This window comes from Streptomyces violaceoruber (assembly GCF_033406955.1).
Taxonomy (GTDB): Bacteria; Actinomycetota; Actinomycetes; order Streptomycetales; family Streptomycetaceae; genus Streptomyces; species Streptomyces violaceoruber.
The window spans coordinates 3,633,059-3,653,965 of record NZ_CP137734.1; the positions used below are offsets into that span (position 1 = coordinate 3,633,059).

Genomic DNA, 20,907 nt, shown 5'->3' on the forward strand with positions numbered 1-20,907 from the left:
CGGAGACCTCCTCGTGCGAATGACCGACATCCAGCGCTGCGAGATCCGTCCCGGGCGCCTCGTCGAGTGGACGCTCAGTCCCAGGACGCTCGACATCGCGGCGGCGCTGCCCGAGGACGCGCGCCCGCCCGCGTACATCCAGGAGTCGCACATCCGGACGGCACGGTCGGTGCGCGAGGACGGCCTGTTCGTGCCGACCTGGCTCGGTGCCGCCTTCGACATCCCGGGGCCGGTCGATCTCGACGTGCTCCAGGAGGCGTTGCGGGCCTGGACGCTGCGGCACGAGACGCTGCGCAGCGGTTTCCGGTGGAGCGGCGAGAGCGGCGACACGATGCGGCGGTTCACGCTCGACGCGGACGCCGTGGCCCTGCACCGCGAGGACGTCGGCGACTTCCCGGACGCGGCCGACCTCGCCCGGCACCTCCAGGACCGCTTCGACCGGGTCGCGGACGCGCTGCGCTGGCCCAACCTCATCTACACGGCGGTCGTCCGCGACGACGGCGTCAGCGTCTACATGGCCTTCGACCACAGCAACGTCGACGCCTACTCCATCTACCGCATCCCCGCCGAGGTCGGCGAGCTGTACGCCGCGGGTGTGGCGGGGCGGACCGTGCCGCACCCCCGGGTGGGCTCCTACGTCGACTTCTGCGAGGCGGAGCGGGCGGACGCGGACCGGATCGACGGCGACCACGACATCGTCGCCCGCTGGCGGGAGTTCATCCGCCGCTGCGACGGGCGGCTGCCGTCCTTCCCCGTCGACCTCGGCGTGCGGACCGGCGATCCGCTGCCCGAACAGCGGTTGCTGCGCGAGCCGTTGGTGGACGCGGCCGACGCCGCCGCGTTCGAGGCGTACTGCCGTCCCTACGGCGGCAGCCTGGTCGGTGTGCTGGCCGCGACCGCGCTGATCGTCCACGAGATCGGCGGCGAGCCGGTCTATCGCACGGTCGTGCCCTTCCACACCCGGTCGCGCTCCCAGTGGGCGGAGTCCGTCGGCTGGTACGTGGGCGGCGCGCCGATCGAGGTCCCGGCGGACCGGGCCCACGACTTCCCCAGCGCCCTCGGCACCGTCCGCGCCGAACTCCAGGCCAACCGGCGGCTGTCCCGCATGCCGATCGACCGCGTGCTGCGCCTGCTCGGCACGGACTTCCGGCCGACCTCGCCCGACCTGTACTCGATCGTGTCGTACGTCGACGCCCGCGGCGTCCCCGGCGCCGACAGCTGGCCGGACCGGACGGCGTACGCGCTGCTGCGGGTCTCCTACGGCGACCAGGTGTGCGCCTGGGTCACCCGGCTCCCCGAGGGCCTGTGGTTCGCGAGCCGCTACCCGGACACGGACGTCGCCCACAAGAACCTGCGGCTGTACGTGGAGCGGCTGCGGGACGTCGTCACCGGCGTCGCCCGCGGGGACTCGGGCCCGCCGCCCACCGCCCGGTGAGGGAGCCGCCGCCCGCGTGCAGGCGCCCGTCGCCGCCGTCGGCGTACAACCGGCCGCCGCCGAAGGCCGCGTCGGGGCCGGACGGCACGCGAAAGGCCGGTCCCGGTGACCTGGGTCACGGGAACCGGCCTTTGGCCGTGCCTTGATCAGAAGCCGACGGACTGGAGGGCGCCCAGGCCCACGTCGGCGTAGGAGTGCTTGCCGGAGACGAAGATGTTGACGCCGTAGTAGTTGAACAGCCAGCAGCCGAAGGCGATCAGGGCCAGGTAGGCGGCCTTGCGGCCCTTCCAGCCGGCCGTGGCGCGGGCGTGCAGGTAGCCGGCGTAGGCGACCCAGGTGATGAAGGACCACGTCTCCTTGGGGTCCCAGCCCCAGTAGCGTCCCCAGGCGTCGCCCGCCCAGATCGCGCCCGCGATGATCGTGAACGTCCACAGCGGGAAGACGGCGGCGTTGACGCGGTAGGCGAACTTGTCGAGGGAGGCGGCGGCGGGCAGCCGGTCCAGGACCGAGCTGGCGAAGCGGCCGGGCGTGCCGCCGGAGGCGAGCTTGTTCTCGAAGCTGTCCTTGAAGAGGTACAGGATCGTGGAGACCGCGCCGACGTAGAAGACCGCGCCGCAGAAGATCGCCGTGGAGACGTGGATGTACAGCCAGTACGAGTGCAGGGCCGGGACGAGCTGGTCGCTGGCGGTGTAGAGGACCGTGACGGCCAGGCCGAGGTCGAGCAGGACCGTGGTGGTCAGCGGCAGGCCGAGCCAGCGGACGTTCTTCTTCAGGGCGAGCAGCGCGAGGTACACGCCGACGGCGACCGTCGTGAACGTGATGTTGAACTCGTACATGTTGCCCCACGGCGCCCGCTGCACCGACAGGGCGCGGGTGAGGACGCCGCCCGCCTCGACGGCGAAGGCGAGGACCGTGAGCGAGATGGCGACCCGCCCGTACAGGTCGCCCTTCTCGGTGCCGCCGTGCGCGCCGGGGCCGTCGGGCACGTCACGGGTGCCGGACGCGGTCCGTACGACGACCTCGGGGCGCTCCAGTACGGCGGTGGTGCCGGCCTTCTTCACGGTGACGGCCGGACCGGACCTGGCGCCGGCCTTGGCCCCGGCCGTGTCGCTGGTGAGCGCGGCGGCGGTGCGGCCGACCTTGCTGTGGCTGCCGAAGAGCCACTCGGCGATGTACGCGAAGAAGGCCAGCGTGTAGACGGCCATCGAGGAGTAGATCAGCGTGTTGCTGACGTTCGCGAGGTTCTCGTTGGTCGCGGCGGCCAACTCGGTTGCGGCGGCGAGAGTCACTTCTCAGCACTCCTTCGGGTGAATGTCCCGGCACCAAGCGGTCGGGCGGTGAAGTCTGCAGCAGGATGGCGTGCGTGTTACCGGGCTGGTTTCAACCCGGCCGGCGCTGATCGTGGAAGACCTGGAAGGCCGCTGGCCGGCCGGGCGGCGAGAGCCGGGAATCTCCCTTGTTCCGCGGGGGAGAGGATTCAATTCTCAGCCCCTTCGGCAGACGCGGAATCGGAGCCGGAGTCGGACAAGCTGTCCGGCTCCGCCCCCGCGTCGGGCGCCCGGTCGTAGAGGACCCCGGCGAGGTCGCCCAGTTCCTCCGGGACCTTCGCGGACTCGCTGCGGCCGAGGCCGGCCATCTCCACGACGGTGACGCCGTCGGCGCCGCGGACGGCCCGCACCCAGACCCGGCGGCGCTGGATGAACAGCGAGCCGGCCAGGCCGAAGATGGCGACGACGGCACCGCCGAGGGCCCAGCCGCTGCCGGGCTGCTGCGTGACCTGGAAGCCGGCCCACTCCTGGACGCCGTTGAAGGTGACGGAGCCGGCGCCGTTCGGGAGGGTCATGGTGTCGCCGACCTTGAGCTGCTGCTTGAACAGCTTGCCGTCGGAGCCCTTGAACTCCTCCAGGTTGGTCTTGTCGAGCTGGTAGATGCTCTGCGGGATGCCCGCGTCGACGCCGAGGTCGCCGTGGTAGGCGGAGAGCGCGAGCATCGGGTTGATCAGCGCCGGGAAGCTGGAGAGCATCGTGCTGCCCTTGCCGCCGTACGTCGGCAGGAAGAACGCGTTGAAGCCGAGCTGCTCCTTCTCGCCCTTGGCGTTGCGGTAGCCGTCCATGACCTTGACGGCGCCGGAGGAGGTGACGTTGGCGTCCAGCGGCAGCAGGGCCACCGCCTGCTTGTCCATCACGACGTCGCCCTCGGCGTCCTTGACGGTCAGGATGGGGGCGTAGCCGTGGCTGACGAGGTAGACCTTGGAGCCGTCGATCTCCAGCGGCTTGTTGACCTCGATGGTCTTCGACTTCTCGGCGCCTTCGGCACCCTCGCTGTAGGTGACCTGGGCCTCGTAGATGCGCGGGGTGCCGCGGTTGGGGCCGGTCGCCTCGTAGGTGCCGTGGAAGTCCTTCAGGGTGAAGCTGAAGGGGGCCAGGTCGTGGGCCGCGTCGAAGAGGTTCCCGGACTTGAAGTCGTCGTACTGGGTGAGCGTGTTGGAGAAGCCGTCGCCCTCCAGGATCAGCTTGTTGCCCTCGTACTTGAACAGCTGGCCCCAGGCGAAGGCGATCAGCATCACGATCAGCGCGATGTGGAAGGCGAGGTTGCCGACCTCGCGCAGGTAGCCCTTCTCGGCCGCGACGGCGTCGCCTGCGGCGTCCGCGTCCGCGCGGAAGCGGCGCTTCTTCAGCAGCTTCAGGGCGGCCTCGCGGACCTCCTCGGGCTCGGCCCCGGTGCGCCAGGTGGTGTAGGCGGGCAGCCGGTCCAGGCGCCGGGGCGCGCGGGGCGGACGCCCGCGGAGCTGGCCGACGAACTGCCAGGTGCGCGGGACGATGCAGCCGATGAGGGAGACGAACAGCAGGATGTAGATCGCGGAGAACCACACCGAGCTGTAGACGTGGAAGAGGCCGAGCTTGTCGTAGACCGGCGCCAGGAGGTCGTGGTTGTCGCGGAACTCCTGGACCTTCATCGCGTCGACGCCGTCCTGCGGGATCAGCGATCCGGGGATCGCGCCCAGGGACAGCAGCAGGAGCAGGAGCAGCGCGACGCGCATGGAGGTGAGCTGGCGCCAGAACCAGCGGGCCCAGCCGATCACGCCGAGCGAGGGGAGGTTCGGGGCCTCCTCCTTGGGTGCGGTGGACAACTGGGAGCCGGCGGCGCCGAGGTCCTGTTCCTCGTCGGTCGTCGGGGTCTTGCCCGTGGTGGTGTTGCTCATCGGTCAGATCCCTACAGTGAAGCCGTTGGACCAGGTCTGCATGTCCTGGACGATGCTGTCCCACGCGCCGGTCAGCAGCAGCACGCCGGTCGCGATCATCATGGCGCCGCCGATCCGCATCACCCAGACATAGTGGCGCTTGATCCAGCCGAAGGCGCCGAGCGCCTTGCGGAAGGCGACCGCGGCGAGCACGAACGGCACGCCGAGGCCGACGCAGTACGCGACGGTCAGTATGGCGCCGCGGCCGGCGGTGCCCTGGTCGGCGGAGAGTGCGAGGACGGACGCGAGGGTCGGACCGATGCAGGGTGTCCAGCCGATGCCGAACAGCGCGCCCAGCAGCGGCGCGCCGACCAGGCCGGTCACGGGGCGCCGGTGGAAGCGGAACTCGCGCTGGGTGAACCAGGGCATGAGGCCGACGAAGAAGACGCCCATGAGGATCATGAGCACGCCGAGCACCTTGGTCAGGGTGCCGCGCTCCTCCTGGAGCGTGGAGCCGAAGTAGCCGAAGAGCGCCCCGCTGGAGACGAAGACGGCGGTGAAGCCGAGGACGAAGAGGGAGGCTCCGGCGACCATCCGGCCGCGCCGGGCCTCGCCGAGGTCCGTGCCGGTGACGCCGGTCACGTAGGAGAGGTAGCCGGGGACGAGCGGCAGGACGCAGGGCGAGAAGAAGGAGACCAGGCCGCCGAGCAGCGCGATGGGGAGGGCCACGAGCAGGGCGCCGTTCAGCACCGTGCCGTTGTAGCCCTCGGCCGCGAGGGTGGTCACTGCGGACACGTCACTTCTCCGGCTGGAGGTACGGGGCGAGCATCTTGCGCAGCTTCTCCTCGCTGAGCGCCTGGAGGGTGCGCGCGGCGACCTTGCCCTCCCGGTCGATGATGAGCGTGGAGGGGACGGCCTGCGGGTTGAGGGTGCCCTTCTCGAAGCGGAGCATCAGTCTGCCCGCCGGGTCGTACAGGCTCGGGTAGGTGACCCCGTAGTCCTTCTCGAAGGCGCGGGCCGGACCGGTGGAGGTGTCGCGGGTGTTGATGCCGACGAACTGGACGCCCTGGTCCTTGACGTCCTGGTAGACCTTCTCGAAGTTCTTGGCCTCGGCGCGGCAGGGCGGGCACCACGAGCCCCAGACGTTGAGGACGACGACCTTGCCCTTGTAGTCGGCGACGTCGACCTGTCCCCCGTCGACGGTCTCGCCGGACAGCTCGGGGGCGTCGGCGCGCTCGCCCTTCTTCGCGGTGGCGATGCCGTCGGAGCCGGTGATGAAGCCGGTCTGCCCGCCGCCGCCCGAGGTGCCGCCGGAGCTGCACGCGGACACGAGGAGCGCCGCGGCGGCCGCGCCGACGGCGGCCCGGGCGGCCCGGCTACGGACGCGGGCGCGGGCGTCGGCGGTGCGCTCGGTGAAGCGCTCGGCGGTGCGGTTCGAGCGGTTCGAGCGCAGGGGGGCGCGGCTGGCGGCACTCATGTGAAAAGTTTCGCATGTCCGTTCCGAGGATCTTGCGCACCCCCCTCGCGGCCGGAAACCCGCATTTCAGGCACCGTTTCGCGGTCGCTTCAGGCGGCGTTCGCGGGGGCGCCCGAGGAGGCCGGGGTCTCCTTGAGGAAGGCGTTCCAGCCCCCGGCCGGCCGCTGCCCCACCTCGACGGTCCGCAGCTTGGCGAGCACCTCGGGCTTCTGCACGTCCAGCCAGTCGGTGAACTGGCGGAAGGAGACCAGCCGGATGTCCTCGCCCTTCTCCTTCTCCCGCGCGATGTGCTTGAGGGCGTTCTCCACGGCGTCCATGTAGATGCCGCCGTTCCACTCCTCGAAGTGGTTGCCGATGAAGAAGGGTGCCCGGTTCGACTCGTACGCCCGCTTGAAGCCGGATATGTACGCCTTCGTGGCCTGTTCCCGCCAGCCCGGGTAGTTGTACGCGGGGGCCTTGGTGGAGTTGACCGACTGGTTGGCGAGGATGTTGTAGTCCATCGAGAGGACCTCGAAGGAGTGGCCGGGGAACGGTATCTGCTGGAGCGGCAGGTCCCAGATCCCGTCCTTCTTCACCGGCCACACCTGGCGGCCGCCGGGCGAGGAGGCGTCGTAGCGCCAGCCCAGCTCGCGGGCGGTGGGCAGCAGCCTGTCCTGGCCGAGCAGACAGGGCGTGCGGCCGCCGACGAGTTCCTTGTCGTAGTCGAAGGGCAGGGACGGCAGGTCGGTCCAGCCGCTGTTGGTCCGCCACTCCTTGACGAAGGACTTCGCCTGGTCGATCTCGCTGCGCCACTGCGCGGACGTCCAGTTGCCGACGCTGCCGCCGCCCCCGCAGAAGTGGCCGTTGAAGTGGGTGCCGATCTCGTGCCCGTCCAGCCACGCCCGGCGGACGTTGGTGAGCGTCGCCTTGATGTGCTCGTCGGTGAGGTAGCCGATGTCGGAGGCGCCGCGCGGGTTGTTCGGCGGGTCGTAGAGGCGCTTCTTCGACTCGGGCAGCAGGTACAGGCCCGAGAGGAAGAACGTCATGTGCGCGCCGTGCTCCTGGGCCAGGTCCAGGAAGCGGGGGAAGAGCCCGTTGCCGACCTCGCCCGCGCCGTCCCAGGAGAAGACGACGAACTGCGGCGGCGTCTGGCCCGGTTCCAGGGGCACGGGGGCGTCCGGCTGGTGCGGCTGCTTGCCGGTGTACGACGTGGAGCCGTCGCCGATGGGCTTCGCCGGGGCCTTGCCGCTGCCGGAGGGCGACGGTTTCCCGGCGCCTGGGGCCTGGTGCGAGCCGTCCGACGAGGAGTGGGAACCGGTGCCGCAGCCCGCGAGCCCGACCGCCGCCGCGGCCCCCGCGCCGAGTCCGAGCATTCCCCTGCGGGTGAGAGTGCGGTTGGAAGTGCGCATCGCAACCTCGTTCGTCGCGTCCTTGGTGGTCACTGGGTGAGAGGACGCGACGAACGAGCGGGTTCCGGAAATTTGTGCGGATTGGGTAACGGTGGACAGCGGACCCACAGAAAGGGACCTGGGCCCGGGCCCCGGGGCCCGGGCGACCGTCAGGCCCCGTACGCCTTCCCCTGCCCCTTCACCGGCTTGGCTCCCGCGAGGAGGTGGGCCGGCACGAGGTCGCGGGCGGGCTCGGTGTAGCCGACGGAGACGATCTTGTCGCCCCGGTAGGTGAACGTGGTCAGGGACGCCAGCGTGCACTGCCGCTTGCGCGGGTCGTGCCACAGCCGCCGCCGCTCGACGTACGACCGCAGGATCCAGATCGGCAGCTGGTGGCTGACGACCACGGCCTCGTGCCCGCGCGCCCGGTCCCGTGCGGCGTCGATCGCGCCCTTCATCCGGACGACCTGGTCGACGTACGGCTCACCCCAGGAGGGCTTGAACGGGTTGACCACGTGCTTCCAGTTGCCGGGCCGGCGCAGTGCGCCGTCACCGATGCCGAAGGTCTTGCCCTGGAAGACGTTCTCCGCCTCGATGAGGCGGGCGTCGGTGTCCAGGTCGAGCCCGTGCGTCTTGGCGATCGGGGTCGCCGTCTCCTGCGCCCGCTCCAGCGGGGAGGCCACGACGTACGTCACGTCGCGGGGCGCGAGGTGCTCGGCGACCCGCTCGGCCATCCGCCGGCCCAGCTCGGAGAGGTGGTAGCCGGGCAGCCGCCCGTACAGGACACCGGTGGGGTTCTCGACCTCGCCGTGCCGCATGACGTGGACGACGGTCAGCTCGTCGTCGCGGTCCTGGATGCCGTTGTCGCTCATGCCGTCGCCTCCGCGGCCGCGCGGGCCGCCGCCGGGAGGGCGTCGGCGATGCGCTGGACGGCCCGCTCGTCGTGGGCGGTGGACACGAACCAGGACTCGAAGGAGGACGGTGGCAGGTAGACGCCGTTCGCGAGGAGGGAGTGGAAGAAGGCGGTGAACCGGAAGGACTCCTGCGCCTTCGCGTCCTCGTAGTTGACGACCGGCCGGTCGGTGAAGAACACGGAGAACATGTTGGAGGCGTTCTGGAGCCTGTGCGCGACGCCCTCCTTGGTGAGCGCCTCGGTCACGAGTGCCTGGATCTGCGCGGACACGGCGTCGACGGTGTCGTACGCCGCGTCGTCGAGGAGCCGCAGCTGGGCGAGCCCGGCGGCGGTGGCGACCGGGTTCCCGGAGAGGGTGCCGGCCTGGTAGACGGGCCCGGCCGGGGCGAGGTGCGCCATGACGTCCGCCCGCCCCCCGAACGCGGCGGCGGGGAACCCGCCCCCCATCACCTTCCCGAAGGTCATCAGGTCGGGCACGACCCCCTCCACCCCGAACCACCCGGCGCGGCTGGTCCGGAACCCGGTCATGACCTCGTCGGACACGAACAGCGCGCCGTTGGCCGCGCAGGCGTCCTTGAGTCCCTGGTTGAACCCGGGCAGCGGCGGCACGACGCCCATGTTGCCGGGCGAGGCCTCCGTGATCACGCAGGCGATCTCGCCGGGGTGGGCGGCGAAGGCGGCGTGCACGGCGTCGAGGTCGTTGTACGGCAGCACGATCGTGTCGCTCGCCTGGGCGCCGGTGACGCCGGGGGTGTCGGGCAGCGCGAAGGTGGCGACGCCGGAGCCCGCGGCGGCGAGCAGTGAGTCGACGTGACCGTGGTAGCACCCGGCGAACTTGATCACCTTGGTGCGCCGGGTGAACCCGCGGGCGAGCCGGATCGCCGACATGGTCGCCTCGGTCCCGCTGGACACGAGCCGGACCTCCTCCAGCGGCGCGACGCGCTCGACCATCGCCTCGGCCAGCGCGACCTCGCCCTCGGCGGGCGTGCCGAAGGACGTGCCGCGCGCGACCGCCTCCTGCACGGCGGCGATCACCTCGGGGTGCGCGTGCCCGAGGATCATCGGCCCCCAGGAGCAGACGAGGTCGACGTACTCGCGCCCGTCGGCGTCGGTCAGGTACGGCCCGGTGCCGGACACCATGAACCGGGGCGTGCCGCCGACGGCGCGGAAGGCGCGCACCGGGGAGTTCACACCGCCGGGCGTGACGGCCGCGGCGCGGTCGAACAGAGCCTGCGAGGCCGGTGCTTCGTATGGATATGCCAGTTCGCTCATGACCTGCGACTTCTCCGACCTTCTCGACCTTCTCCGACGTATCGGACCCTGCACGGCCTCTGGTTGCCCAGGGTGACTTCGTCAAGGGTAGACAACCGCCCCCAACGCCGTGCCGTCTGCCAGACTGGAACTCATCCACGCAGCTCACCGGGGCGACGCGGACGGGGCTGCCGACCGTCCGGCGGGCATATGTCCCACCGCACGTTTCGGCGGGCGACCGTGGGGGAGGTCACTGACACGATGATCGGGTTGCGCGGCGGGGGCCACGCGTCCTAGAAAAGCAGTCGGGTGGAGATATGCATCGCGGTGGCGGACTGGGCGAGGGGACCGATGACCTGGGTCCTCGACGTGCCCGGCGGGGAAGGCACCGACGCGAGGCGGAGGAAGCGTCCGAAGCACGTCAGACACACGGCACCCCGGGCGAGCCCGACCGGCTCGACCGGCGGGCCGACCGGCTGGGGGCGGGGAGCGGGAATGGTGGTCGGGTGGGGGTGACCTACAAGTACTTCGGCGCGCCCGACGGCGCGACCGCGGCCCGCGTCCCGATCTCCATGCGCCCCGAGGAACTGGGCGGCGACGAGCTCGGGATGAACGGCATGTTCACCAAGATCAAGCCGGAGACCATGGCCGCCATGGTCCTCACCGGCATCGAGGGCGTTCCCCTGCACAAGGTGCCCCCGCTGGAACTGGTCGTCCTGCACCCCGACTACGCGGTCGTCAAACTCCCGATGACCGTGGTCGACCCCCTGCGCGGCATCGGCGAGGAGGCGGTCGGCGCGGCGGCCTTCATATGGTCCACGGTCCCGGACCGCGGCGGCCCGCGGGACGCGTTCAACGTGTACCAGCTGCTGCACGAGTGGCAGGACTTCTCGCACCGGTTGCACGAGGCGGGGCACCAGCCGTACTGCCTGGTGTGGCCCTGAGCCGACGCCGTTCCGACGGGGGGCGGGGCCCCGGGGCCCCGCCCGTACCGGTGTCCCGTCTCAAGGACGGCCGCTTCTACGGCTATCTGCGCCATCCCCTCCCCCACGAACGGGACACCATCGTCGATGCGGTGGTCACCTCGTACGTCAAGGCCGCCGGACCGGTCCGGCAACGGGCGATCGACGACCTCGACACCCGCGGCGCGTCCGTGCTCAGCGTGTACGGACAGCGCATGGCCTCGGCCGCGGTCCGTGCCGGGTCCGTGGACACGCTGCGCCGCGGCCTCGTCGCCGTCGGCATGGCACAAGCCCGCCTCCGCGACGCCCGCGAGAACCTGTACCCGCTCGCAGCCCTCCACGACGCCGCGTCCCTGCTCGGCACATCGCTGCGGAACCTGATCACCGAGGTGTCGGACTCGCTGCCGACTTCGGCGGTCGAAGAGTTGCGCGCCTTCGACCAACGGCAGGAGCAGGACACATCGCTGGCGCCCATGGGCCTGAGACGACTCGGCGGCGGCCGGACCCTCCTCTACTCCTGACCTGCTTCACCGAAGCCCCCGCAGGGCACCGCCACTCCGCCGCCCGGCGGAGCCGGTCGGGGTCGTCAGCCCAGAACCTCCCGTAGCCAGGTCCGCTCCGCGTGACTGGTGGCGCGGGCGATGGTGAGCATGCCGCGACGGTAGGGGTCGCCGGTGTCCTCGGCGCGCAGTGGGCGTTCGCCGTCGTGGAAGAAGCTTGCGGGCTGTTGCAGGAACTCCAGGCGCCGACGCAGTACCGCGTGCTGGTCGGCGGTGTCGGGGAGGTGGGAGAGGAAGGCCAGGATCGTGAAGTACCGGGTGCTGTCGCTGATGTCCAGGCCGTCGGCATCCCGCAGCCGGCGCAGGAGCTCGGTGCGGCCGTCGGCGGTCATGCTCAGGACGTGCCGCTGGGCGGCCGAGGCGCCCGGCTCGGCTCGGCGATCAAGTAGCCCGGCGTGGACGAGACGGCTGATCGCCGGATAGAGACTGCCGTCGCTGACCGGTCGGGCATGGCCGGACAGGTGCGCTATCCGACGGCGCAGTTGGTAGCCGTGCAGCGGCCCGTCGGCCAGGAATCCCAGGATCGCGAGTTCCAGCATGCTGCTACTCTCGCACATCGAAACGAGGTACCTCGAATCGAGGCATGGAGGCGTGGATGTCGTATTCCGAGGAATGGGTGACCGCACGGGCGCGTGACGCCTACGAGCACGGCCGGGCATCCTTCGATGTACGGCCGGAGCGAACGGCGTTACTGGTCATCGACATGCAGGACGAATTCGTCCGGCCGGGCTGGAGCCCTTACTGGGTGCCGGCGGCGACCCGGATGGCGCCAAGGCTGCGTCGGCTGGTCGAGGGATGCCGATCCGCCGATGTCCCGGTGATCTGGACCATCTTCGACGACACGCATCTCGGACTGGACCGGCCCAGGGCCCTGAGTCACCTTCCGCACGCCGACACCGACTGGCGTCGGCCGGGCCCAGCCGAGGTGTGGGACCAGCTGGGCCGCCGCAGCGACGAGGCCCTGATCCGTAAGCCCTCCTACGGCGCGTTCTACGACACCCCGCTCGACACGATGCTCCGCAACCTCGGCCGCGACACGGTCATTGTCACGGGAACGCTCACCAACTACTGCTGCGGCACCACGGCCAGGCAGGCATATGAGCGCGGCTACAAGGTCGTGTTCGGGGCAGACGTCACGGCCACCGACGACGAGTCCCGCCAGGAACCGGAACTCGCCGTCCTACGCAAAGGCTTCGCACTCGTCCTGACCGCCGAGGAGATCACGAACCAACTGGCCACAGGGGCGCGTGTACGGCATGGGCGGCACTGAGGCCGGGGCGACGCCTGCCCCTTGCCCACCCGCACGACACCCGAGGTCACCCCTCGGTGCGCTGCGCCGGCCGTTTCGCCGCGTGTTCGGCGGGGGCGCGGGTGTCGGCCCCGTGGTGGCGGGAGCCGCGGGTTCCGGCGGCCGGGGCGGCGAAGGCGGCCGCGGCGACGAAGGCCAGCACCACGACCATCGCCGGACGCAGCCCGTAGTGATCGCCCAGGAAACCGAGGGTGGGCGGCCCCACCAGGAAGGCGATGTAGCCGATCGTCGCCACGAGACCGACCCGGGCGGTCTCGTCGGGCCCCGAGTCGCCCGCCGCCGACAGGGCCACCGGAAAGCCCAGGGACGCGCCCAGTCCCCAGAACAGGACGGCGGCCGCGGCCACGACGGTGTTGTCGGAGAAGATGACCAGGCACAGACCGAGGGCCCCGGAGACGGCACTGGCCCGCACGACGGTCGCCCGGCTGTGGCGGCTGAGGAAGAACGTACCGCCGAAGCGCCCCAGGGTCATCGCCGCGGCGAACCCCACGTAGACGAGCGAACCGGCGGCGGCGTCGAGCCCGTGGCCGTCGACCATGAGCAGCGGCAGCCAGTCGTTGGCGGCGCCCTCGGCGAGAGCCATGGCGAGAACGATGGCGCCGATCAACAGGAGCCGCCGGTCCCGCCACACCTGCGGCTTCGAGGGGCCCGCGGATCCCGGGGCGGGCAGTGCGGCACGGATCCCGGTCCCGGCGGGGACGGCGCCGATGGCGTACGTGAAGATCCCGGCCGCCACCACGGCCACGGCCGACAGGTGCCAGTGGGCGGGGAACGCCGCGGCGGTGGCCGCCATGCCGGCCAGGGCTCCGACGACGGTGCCCAGGCTGAAGCACCCGTGCAGGGTGGGGAGAACCGGCCTGCCGGTGATCCGTTCCACGTCGGCGCCGTCCACATTGATCGCCACCTCGCCCGCCCCGGCCCCCACGCCGAACAGACACAGTCCCGCGGTGACCAGTGGCGCGGAGGCGAGGGCGCTGCCCGCGCCGACGACGGCCACGCTCGCGACGATCAGCAGCGTGCCGACCGCCGTCACGGGCCTGGTCCCGAACCGCGACACCAGACGGCCGGAGCAGAGGATGCCGGTCATCGAGCCGACGGACAGGCCGAACAGCACCAGCCCCATCTGCGCCGTGGACACGCCCAGCCGGTCACGGATGTCCGGAGTGCGCGTGACCCATGAGGACATGGCGATGCCGTTGAGGAAGAAGAAGAGGTACAGCGCCCGGCGGCGTCGCTGAACAGCGCGGTCTGTCAAGGAGGGGCTCCGCCGGGGTTGGACACAATGGAGGACAGGCAGGCGACGATCTCGCGTCACCCACTGAGTATGCACAAATGTACACACCGGTGGGGGAGCCCGAAAAGACAAGGCGGACAACGGAGATGACCGGCAGCACCCGCGGCCCCAACGACCCCCTGCGCCGCGAACGCATCCTCGACGCCGCGCTCGACGTCGTCGCCGAGCACGGCGCCATCAAGGTGACCTTCCGCAGGATCGCCGAAGCGGCGGGTGTTCCGTTGGGGTCACTGACCTACTACTTCGACGACATGCAGCACCTGCTGACCGACGCCTTCACCCGGCTCGCCGAGACCGTCTCCACGCGCTACGGCGCCCTCCTGGAGGCCGCACAGACCCGCCAGGAGGCCGAGGAAGCGGTCGTCGAGATCGTCTGCGGCAAGGTCTGGGGCACCGACCGCAACCTCCTGCTCAGCTACGAGCTCTACGCCTTCGCCACCCGCCATCCCGAGGTGCGCGCCGTCATGCGCTCCTGGATGCGAGCCAGCCGGTCCTCCCTGGCCAGGCACTTCGACCCGCTCACCGCACGCGCCCTCGACGCCCTGATCGAGGGCTTCTCCATCCACAACTCCGTCGACCTGAGCCCCACCGCCCGCGAGGACGTCGCCGCCGTCGTCAGCGCCGTCGTCGACCGGCACCGGTGAACAAGGGGGGTGCCCCGTCATGGACGGCCGGGCCGTTCCACGGCGTTGCCGGGGTCGACTTCCGGATGGGTGAAGCGCACGGGCTTGTCCAGTGACCGGGCGTAGGCGATCTCGGCTCGGGTGCTGTCTCCGACGTAGTCGCCGACCACGAGCACCTCGTCCGCGAGCCGGATCTTCGCCCGGTGCAGCTCGTCCAGGCGTGCCTTCAGTGCCTCGGCCTCGACGGGATCGGACCAGAGCGCGTGCGGCGACTTCATGTCGCAGCCCGGCTTGACGACGATCCTTCCGGCCGTGGTCTCCCGCACGTCGGCCTCGGTCATCTCGGTCATGAAACGGGTGGAGCCGCAGATCACGACGATGCGCGGGAGGCTCAGCCGCTTCTTCGCGTCGGCGAGCGCCTCCTCGGGGGCGGGCAGTCGCGGGTGTGACACCGGTTCCTCCTGGTGGGTGTTCGCGTGACCCGATGGTCTCTTGCGAGGGTGCACCACGGGCGGCCCTTACGATGAGCGCGTGACCAGGAGCACCGGATCAAGCAGCCGCCCGGCCGGGCGGCTGTTCGTGCTGCTGGTGCTGGCGGTGCTGGCCGGTGTGCTGGGCATGCACGGCCTCGCCCCCGGCGCGATGCCGCCGGGTCAGGCGGGTGCCGGTCACGGGACGGTGATGACCGCGGCGGACGGCGTGCCGCACGCGGACGGGGGATGTACGCACACGGATGGCGGTTCGAGTCACCACCTCGATCATGCCGATGGGACGTGTGCGGCGGCCGGCACCGGTTCGGCGTACACGCCGCCCGCGCTGACCGGCGCCCTGCTGGACGCGCCCGCGGCCCCCGCGCCCGCCGGGGCGTTCCCGGGGGCGCCGCACGACGGCCGGGCTCCGCCCGACCTCGCCGAGTTGCAGCTCCTGCGGATATAGAGCGGCCCGCCCGGCTCCCGTGCGTCCGGCCCTGCCGGTGCCGGGTGCCGTGCTTCCGCACGCTCTCCACCCGTTCCCACCGCGTGCCGCGCGACGGCGCGCGTCAAGGAGTTGCATCACCATGATCCGCAAGCGTTCCCTCATGCGCCGCACAGCCGTCGTGGCCGCCGCAGGCGCGGCAGCACTGGTCCTGGCCGCCTGCGGCGGCAGCGGCGGCGGCGACGGCTCGGCCGGACACGGCGGCCACGCCGCCACCGCACCCTCGTCCGCCCCGTCGTCGTCGGCGTCGGCATCGGCATCGGCGTCACAGGGGCAGCACAACGCCGCCGACGTCGCCTTCGCGAAGGGGATGATCCCCCACCACCGCCAGGCCGTCGAGATGGCCGACCTCGCGCCCGGCCGGGCGCGGTCGGCCGAGGTGAAGAAGCTCGCCGCCGACATCAAGAAGGCCCAGGACCCGGAGATCAGGACGCTCTCCGGCTGGCTGACCTCGTGGGGCGAGGACGTGCCCGCCGAGGGTGCCATGGACCACTCCACGCACGACATGAGCGGCATGGGCGGCATGGGCGGCATGATGACGGCCGAGGAGATGACCGGGCTCGAGAACGCCTCGGGCAAGGCCTTCGACACCGCGTTCACCGAGCTGATGATCAAGCATCACGAAGGCGCAGTCGAGATGGCGAGGACCGAGCAGGCCGACGGCGCCCACGGACCGGCGAGGAAGATGGCCGGAGAGATCATCGACTCGCAGAGCGCGGAGATCGAGCAGATGAACGCACTGCTCGGCAAGGACTGACCGCACCGCGCCGGTGCGGGCGGGCGCGCCGAAGGCGTCGGCCCGCACCGGCGCGCACCCGCCCGGGGATCCGTCTCACGGGCTCCCGGGCTCCCGGGCGCTCCCGGGCTCACGCTCCGCGCCGTCCCTCGCCCACCAGCCCGGTCTCGTGAACCGGGCAGTCAGACCCGGGTATGACCCCGCCGGTGGATCGTGTTCCTGCCGGGGGGCGAGGGGCCGGCTCACGATACTGAGGGCATGCCCGGCCAACTCCGCGCCACGGTCCTGCCGGACCGGCAACGCCGTTCCCTGGAAGAACTCCAGCAGGACCTCGATCTCTCGTCCGGGGACAGCCGGTCGAAGCAGTCGGCGTTCTGGACCATGCTCACGCTCTCCGCGGTCATCGCCGCGTGCGGCATCCTGACGGACTCCACTGCCACCGTCATCGGCGCGATGATCATCGCTCCGCTCTCCACGCCCATCATGGGCATCGCCCTCGGGGCCGTGCAGCGGCGCCGTACCACCGCCGCGGCCTTCGTGGCCCTCGGATGCCTGCTGGTGATCCTGGTCGGGGCGGTGGCCTCCCTGGTGGTGCCCCAGTCCTACGACCTGCTGACCAACGGCCAGATCGCGGGCCGGACCTCACCGGGACTGCTGGACCTGATCTCCGCCCTGGCCACGGGCTTCGCCGGTGCCGTGGCGCTGGCCCGCAAGGACGTCGCCGCCGTGCTGCCCGGGGTGGCCATCGCGATCTCGCTCGTGCCGCCCCTGGTGGTCACCGGCGTCTGCGCCGGCCAGGCGGCGTGGTGGCTCGCGCTGGGCGCGCTGGTGCTGTTCCTGTCCAACCTCTTCGCCCTCGTCTTCGCCGGGATGATCGTCTTCACCGTCCTCGCCTACGCCCGGACCGGGGCCCACCGAGCCCACCGCGGACCACGCCGCGCCCACGTCATGCTGGGGCTGCTGTTCACGGCCGTCCTGCTCCCCCTGGGCGCCAACACGGTCGCCACCGTGCTGCTCAACACCTGGACCCTCAGGGCCGAGAGCGCCGCCGAGCGCTGGCTCACGGACAGCCCCGGCGCGACGGTCACCAGCGTCGACGCGCAGTCCAGAACCCTGTACATCCACGTCCGCGGCCCCGACGAACTGCCCCCGATCCAAGCCCTGCTGAGCGACCTGGAGGGCCAGATCCCCGACGGCGTCCCCATCGTGGTCGACACCACCCGCGGCCGGCAGATCACGGCCGGGAGGGTCGGCGGGTGACGCCCCCGGCGGAATCCCTCTTGCCGGGGCCGAAGGCAGCCGCCCAGGTGTCCGGTCACTGCCGGTTCAGGGTGCGGGACAGACCCGCGGTGACCGTCGTGGCGAGGATCCAGCCCGCCGTGATCAGGGCGTAGGACAGCCACTGGCCGGGGCCCCGGGGGGCGTAGGCGGGCTCCTGGCCGAAGGTGATGATCGGGACGAGGAGGTCGAGGGTGTAGAAGACGGCGTTGAAGGGCGGGGCCTTGGCCGCTTCGAGGGGGGCCGGGGTGTGCTGGGCGAAGTAGAGGGCTCCGCAGGCCAGAAGGGCCAGGAGCCACAGGCCGGCGCGCAGCGGGCGGTAGCCGTAGCCGACGGAGACGTCCTGGACGTGGCCCCACAGACGGGTGTGCGGGGGGAGGGTGGCACGGCGGTGGCGCTGCTTGGCCAGCAGGACCGTGCGGGCCTCGTCCTCGTGGCCCAGCCGCCGGTAGGCCGCCGCCAGTTGCTCGTACGGCTGGGGGAAGTAGTCGCCGGTCGTGCGGCGGATCCAGCGGACCCGCTGCGCGGCGGGGAGCGGGAACGCGAGGGCCTCGTACGTCGCGTCGGCCAGGCGCAGGTCGGTGGGCCAGGTCTCCCGGGCGTCGTACAGCGTGCCCAGCCGGGCGTTGCGGGCGTCCACCACCGCGTCGATCGGCCGGCGGGTGCGCAGGTCGGTCTCCCGGGCCTGGGTCGCCCGGAGGGACAGGGCGGTGCCGTCCTTGTGGGTCAGTTCGGCGTCGCGGAAGCTCAGTTCCGTGCCGACGCGGGTGCCGTCGAGCTTCACCGCGCCGTCGACCGTGAGCCCGAGGCCCAGGTCGAAGTTGCGGCCGACCGTGACGTCCACCGCCTCCAGGGCGATGTCGCCCGGGTTGCTCAGCCGGGCCCCGCAGAATCCGATGGCCGCCGCGACGGTGGCGCCGGAGAGGATGATCCGGCCCTCCGCGCTGAAGCCGGGGTGGCAGGTGAAGTCCTCGGCGACACGGATGTGGTAGGCGTCCAGGGCGTGGCCGCCGGGGGCCCTGAGCGTGGCGCCCTCCAGGTCGAACTCGCCCTCTATGGAGGCGCCGGAGAGCCGGAACGTCCCCTCGACGGCCAGGTCCGCGCACAGCGCGTCGCCGCCCACGTGGGCGTGGACGGCCGGTATGGCCTCCCCGGCGGGGTGGCGGACCACCGTGCCGCGCAGGTCCAGGTCGCCGTTGACCTGGGTGCGGGTGAGGACCAGGGGGCCCGTCAGGGTGCAGTGGGAGACGACCAGCCTCCCGTCGATCTGCGCCGTGTCGGCCAGGAGCCCGGGCAGGACGCACCCCGTCAGGGCCAGCTCACGGGTCCGGGCTCCCTGGAGCAACGGCGCTTCGTCGAAACGGCAGTCGGTGAGGCGAACCGGTACGGCGACCTCCGTGAAACCGATGTCCAGGCGGCCCGTGAGGCGCGCGCCGGTGAGCCGGAGGGCGGGGCGGTCGCCGGGGTCGTGGTCGGGGTTGGCGCCCAGCAGCAGGGCCGCCACGACCTCGGACCGGACCACCGGGTCGGAGGGTGAGGGGCCGTCCCGGAGGTCGACGGGGCGGCCCGTCGGGAAGGCGTCCCACAACCGGCGTTCTTGGGCGTTGAGTTCGTCGAGGCGCACGAGTGACGATCTTCCCGGGGCATCAGCGTGCCGGACAAGCCGTTCCGTCGCCGCGGTCCCTCAGGCCGAACCGCGTCCCCCGCGCCCCAGGCGGAGGGCGGAGACCAGGAAGAAGACGCCGCCGAGGAAGGCGTAGCCCGCGAGGCTGCTCAGCGAGGGGTCCTCGGCGCCGGCCTGCGAGACGAACGAGAGTCCGGCGAGCGTGGAGATGGCACCGCTGACGATCATCGGCCACTGCCCGCCCAGCCGGCGGCGGACGGCGCCCGCGACGAGCTGGACGATTCCCGCGGTGACCGCCCACGCACCCCAGACCCGCAGGACGGCCGGGATGCCCGAGGTCGCGGCGAGGGCGAGGGCGAGGACGGTCAGGGAGCTGATCGCGATGTTCGCGTACAGGGGCGCGGCGGGGCCGCCGTTCGCCCTCGCCGACCGGACGTCGACGACCGCGGCCGCCACGTCGAACAGCGGGTAGACCAGCAGCAGTGCCGTGCTCAGCGGGCCCAGCGCGTCGGCGGTGGCGAAGACCAGGGCGGCCCACACGGCGGCGAACGCGAAGCGGAGGAAGTACAGCTTCCGGAGCGTGACGGGGACGCTGGCGGACGGTGCGACGACGACGGTGTCCACGGTGAGTGCCTTTCGGTGCGGCGGTGGGAGAGGCGAGACGGAACGCTCGGGCGAGGCGGAGCAACCGAGCATTCGAGCATCCGAGCACTCGATGAGGTAGAACGTTCGGTCTCGTCATGCAGTCAACGGCTTCCCGCCTCCGCTGTCAAGACCGAACGTTCTACCTCGCCACCTTGATACGGTGGACCCATGAGCCCGAGCACGGAAGCCGCCGCCCGCACCCCCTCCGAAGCGCGAGCCCGGCTGCTCGGCACCGCCACGAGGATCTTCTACGCCGAGGGCATCCACTCCGTCGGCATCGACCGGATCACCGCGGAGGCGCAGGTCACCCGCGCCACGCTGTACCGGCACTTCTCGGGCAAGGACGACCTGATCCTCGCCTACCTCGACCAGGCCGACCGGGGCATCCGGGCGCAGGTGACCGCGGCCAGGGGCAGCAGTCCGGCTGCCGACGGGCAGGTCCGGGCCGTCGCGCGGTCCATCGTGGACGGGATCCGCTCCCCCGGTTTCCGCGGCTGCGCCTTCCTCAACGCCGTGGCCGAGTACCCGGACCCGGCCCACCCCGTGCACCGGGCCGTGCTGGCCCACCGGCAGTGGTTCCTGGACACCGTCACGGAGCTGCTCGCGCAGGTCGGGGACGGTGACGGCGTCGCCGCCGGGCGGCACCTCGTCATGCTCCGGGACGGTGCGATGGCGGCCGGGTGCCTCTTCGACCCCGAGCTGGTCTCCGAGACCTTCCTGCACGGCGTGGAAGGGGTCCTGAGGGACGTCTCGGAAAAAACTTCCGCCTGATTCTCCCGCCGTGTCGAGAACGCGCGTCCGGCTCCGTCCCAGGGGTGAAGGCGGCCACAATGGGCCGCACCAGCACCGAGGAGACCCATCATGGCCAAGTACCTGCTGCTCAAGCACTACCGAGGCGCCCCGGAACCGGTCAACTCCGCGCCCATGGACCAGTGGACGCCCGAGGAGATCTCGGCCCACATGCGGTACATGCAGGACTTCGCGGACCGGCTCGAGAAGAGCGGCGAGTTCGTCGACGGTCAGGCGCTCGCCCCCGAGGGGACGTGGGTCCGGTACGACGGCGAGGGGAAGCCGCCGGTCACCGACGGGCCGTTCGCCGAGACCAAGGACCTCATCGCCGGCTGGATGGTGATCGACGTCGACAGCTACGAGCGCGCCGTCGAGCTGGCCGGGGAGCTGTCCGCCGCCCCCGGTGCGGGCGGGAGGCCGATCCACGAGTGGCTGGAGCTGCGTCCGTTCCTGACCGCCTCCCCGAACGTCACGGACTGACCCCGCCG

At 71.6% G+C, this 20,907-nt stretch carries 22 protein-coding genes; 10 read left to right on the forward strand and 12 right to left on the reverse strand.

Going from position 1 to position 20,907, the window contains the following annotated elements; all coding sequences use genetic code 11:
- Positions 1-13: 13 nt before the first annotated feature.
- Positions 14-1,435, forward strand: a complete 1,422-nt coding sequence (locus R2E43_RS16060) for a condensation domain-containing protein (protein ID WP_016326959.1) — start codon at positions 14-16, stop codon at positions 1,433-1,435.
- 146 nt (positions 1,436-1,581) lie between these two features.
- On the opposite strand, the gene ccsB is transcribed toward R2E43_RS16060, so the two are convergent.
- From ccsB to hemL, 7 genes are all read right to left on the reverse strand, one after another.
- A complete protein-coding gene (gene ccsB / locus R2E43_RS16065; protein WP_332056302.1) occupies positions 1,582-2,724 on the reverse strand; it encodes a c-type cytochrome biogenesis protein CcsB in 1,143 nt (380 codons plus the stop codon).
- Positions 2,725-2,912: 188 nt separating this feature from the next.
- Entirely contained in the window at positions 2,913-4,637 is a 1,725-nt protein-coding gene (gene resB / locus R2E43_RS16070; RefSeq protein ID WP_011029679.1) for a cytochrome c biogenesis protein ResB, read from the reverse strand.
- 3 nt (positions 4,638-4,640) lie between these two features.
- Positions 4,641-5,411, reverse strand: a complete 771-nt coding sequence (locus tag R2E43_RS16075; protein WP_003974477.1) for a cytochrome c biogenesis CcdA family protein — start codon at positions 5,409-5,411, stop codon at positions 4,641-4,643.
- A 1-nt stretch (position 5,412) separates the two neighbouring features.
- Positions 5,413-6,093 (reverse strand): TlpA family protein disulfide reductase, encoded by a 681-nt coding sequence (locus R2E43_RS16080; protein WP_003974478.1) that lies wholly within the window; start codon positions 6,091-6,093, stop codon positions 5,413-5,415.
- A gap of 89 nt (positions 6,094-6,182) precedes the next feature.
- Entirely contained in the window at positions 6,183-7,481 is a 1,299-nt protein-coding gene (locus tag R2E43_RS16085; protein ID WP_011029676.1) for a polysaccharide deacetylase family protein, read from the reverse strand.
- Between the two features lie 149 nt (positions 7,482-7,630).
- Complete coding sequence (locus R2E43_RS16090; RefSeq protein WP_003974480.1) at positions 7,631-8,332, reverse strand: histidine phosphatase family protein; 702 nt, start codon at positions 8,330-8,332, stop codon at positions 7,631-7,633.
- Positions 8,329-9,645 (reverse strand): glutamate-1-semialdehyde 2,1-aminomutase, encoded by a 1,317-nt coding sequence (gene hemL / locus R2E43_RS16095; protein ID WP_003974481.1) that lies wholly within the window; start codon positions 9,643-9,645, stop codon positions 8,329-8,331. The genes R2E43_RS16090 and hemL overlap by 4 nt, the downstream gene beginning before the upstream one ends.
- Before the next feature lie 485 nt (positions 9,646-10,130).
- Here hemL and R2E43_RS16100 point away from each other — a divergent pair, with 485 nt between their 5' ends.
- Both R2E43_RS16100 and R2E43_RS16105 read left to right on the forward strand, forming a co-directional pair.
- Positions 10,131-10,568: a hypothetical protein gene (locus R2E43_RS16100; RefSeq protein WP_003974483.1), complete on the forward strand. Its 438-nt coding sequence runs from the start codon at positions 10,131-10,133 to the stop codon at positions 10,566-10,568.
- A gap of 50 nt (positions 10,569-10,618) precedes the next feature.
- Complete coding sequence (locus R2E43_RS16105; RefSeq protein WP_332056303.1) at positions 10,619-11,107, forward strand: hypothetical protein; 489 nt, start codon at positions 10,619-10,621, stop codon at positions 11,105-11,107.
- Positions 11,108-11,172: 65 nt separating this feature from the next.
- On the opposite strand, the gene R2E43_RS16110 is transcribed toward R2E43_RS16105, so the two are convergent.
- Positions 11,173-11,685 carry a PadR family transcriptional regulator gene (locus tag R2E43_RS16110; RefSeq protein ID WP_016326930.1) on the reverse strand — a complete coding sequence of 171 codons (513 nt, stop codon included), beginning with the start codon at positions 11,683-11,685 and terminating at the stop codon, positions 11,173-11,175.
- A 44-nt stretch (positions 11,686-11,729) separates the two neighbouring features.
- On the opposite strand from R2E43_RS16110, the gene R2E43_RS16115 reads away from it, so the two are divergent.
- A complete protein-coding gene (locus tag R2E43_RS16115) occupies positions 11,730-12,416 on the forward strand; it encodes an isochorismatase family cysteine hydrolase (RefSeq protein ID WP_234328654.1) in 687 nt (228 codons plus the stop codon).
- A 46-nt stretch (positions 12,417-12,462) separates the two neighbouring features.
- On the opposite strand, the gene R2E43_RS16120 is transcribed toward R2E43_RS16115, so the two are convergent.
- A complete protein-coding gene (locus R2E43_RS16120; protein ID WP_037666445.1) occupies positions 12,463-13,710 on the reverse strand; it encodes an MFS transporter in 1,248 nt (415 codons plus the stop codon).
- Between the two features lie 125 nt (positions 13,711-13,835).
- Between R2E43_RS16120 and R2E43_RS16125 the strand changes: the two genes are divergently transcribed.
- Positions 13,836-14,393 carry a TetR/AcrR family transcriptional regulator gene (locus R2E43_RS16125; protein ID WP_011029670.1) on the forward strand — a complete coding sequence of 186 codons (558 nt, stop codon included), beginning with the start codon at positions 13,836-13,838 and terminating at the stop codon, positions 14,391-14,393.
- A 17-nt stretch (positions 14,394-14,410) separates the two neighbouring features.
- Here R2E43_RS16125 and R2E43_RS16130 read toward each other — a convergent pair whose 3' ends face one another.
- Positions 14,411-14,824, reverse strand: a complete 414-nt coding sequence (locus tag R2E43_RS16130) for a hypothetical protein (protein ID WP_003974520.1) — start codon at positions 14,822-14,824, stop codon at positions 14,411-14,413.
- Between the two features lie 79 nt (positions 14,825-14,903).
- Here R2E43_RS16130 and R2E43_RS16135 point away from each other — a divergent pair, with 79 nt between their 5' ends.
- The 3 genes from R2E43_RS16135 to R2E43_RS16145 all read left to right on the forward strand — a co-directional run bounded on the left by R2E43_RS16135 (position 14,904) and on the right by R2E43_RS16145 (position 17,343).
- Positions 14,904-15,308: a DUF6153 family protein gene (locus tag R2E43_RS16135; protein WP_319123438.1), complete on the forward strand. Its 405-nt coding sequence runs from the start codon at positions 14,904-14,906 to the stop codon at positions 15,306-15,308.
- Positions 15,309-15,429: 121 nt separating this feature from the next.
- Positions 15,430-16,104 carry a DUF305 domain-containing protein gene (locus tag R2E43_RS16140; RefSeq protein ID WP_332056304.1) on the forward strand — a complete coding sequence of 225 codons (675 nt, stop codon included), beginning with the start codon at positions 15,430-15,432 and terminating at the stop codon, positions 16,102-16,104.
- Positions 16,105-16,341: 237 nt separating this feature from the next.
- Entirely contained in the window at positions 16,342-17,343 is a 1,002-nt protein-coding gene (locus R2E43_RS16145; protein ID WP_030867305.1) for a DUF389 domain-containing protein, read from the forward strand.
- A gap of 55 nt (positions 17,344-17,398) precedes the next feature.
- On the opposite strand, the gene R2E43_RS16150 is transcribed toward R2E43_RS16145, so the two are convergent.
- Positions 17,399-18,985, reverse strand: coding sequence for an oxidoreductase (locus R2E43_RS16150; RefSeq protein WP_136208687.1), 1,587 nt, complete (start codon positions 18,983-18,985; stop codon positions 17,399-17,401).
- Positions 18,986-19,045: 60 nt separating this feature from the next.
- Positions 19,046-19,609, reverse strand: coding sequence for a hypothetical protein (locus R2E43_RS16155; RefSeq protein WP_003974526.1), 564 nt, complete (start codon positions 19,607-19,609; stop codon positions 19,046-19,048).
- 189 nt (positions 19,610-19,798) lie between these two features.
- On the opposite strand from R2E43_RS16155, the gene R2E43_RS16160 reads away from it, so the two are divergent.
- The gene (locus R2E43_RS16160) at positions 19,799-20,401 is read left to right on the forward strand and encodes a TetR/AcrR family transcriptional regulator (protein WP_003974527.1); all 603 of its coding nucleotides are present in this window, start codon (positions 19,799-19,801) and stop codon (positions 20,399-20,401) included.
- A gap of 90 nt (positions 20,402-20,491) precedes the next feature.
- A complete protein-coding gene (locus R2E43_RS16165) occupies positions 20,492-20,899 on the forward strand; it encodes a YciI family protein (protein ID WP_003974528.1) in 408 nt (135 codons plus the stop codon).
- Positions 20,900-20,907: the final 8 nt, after the last annotated feature.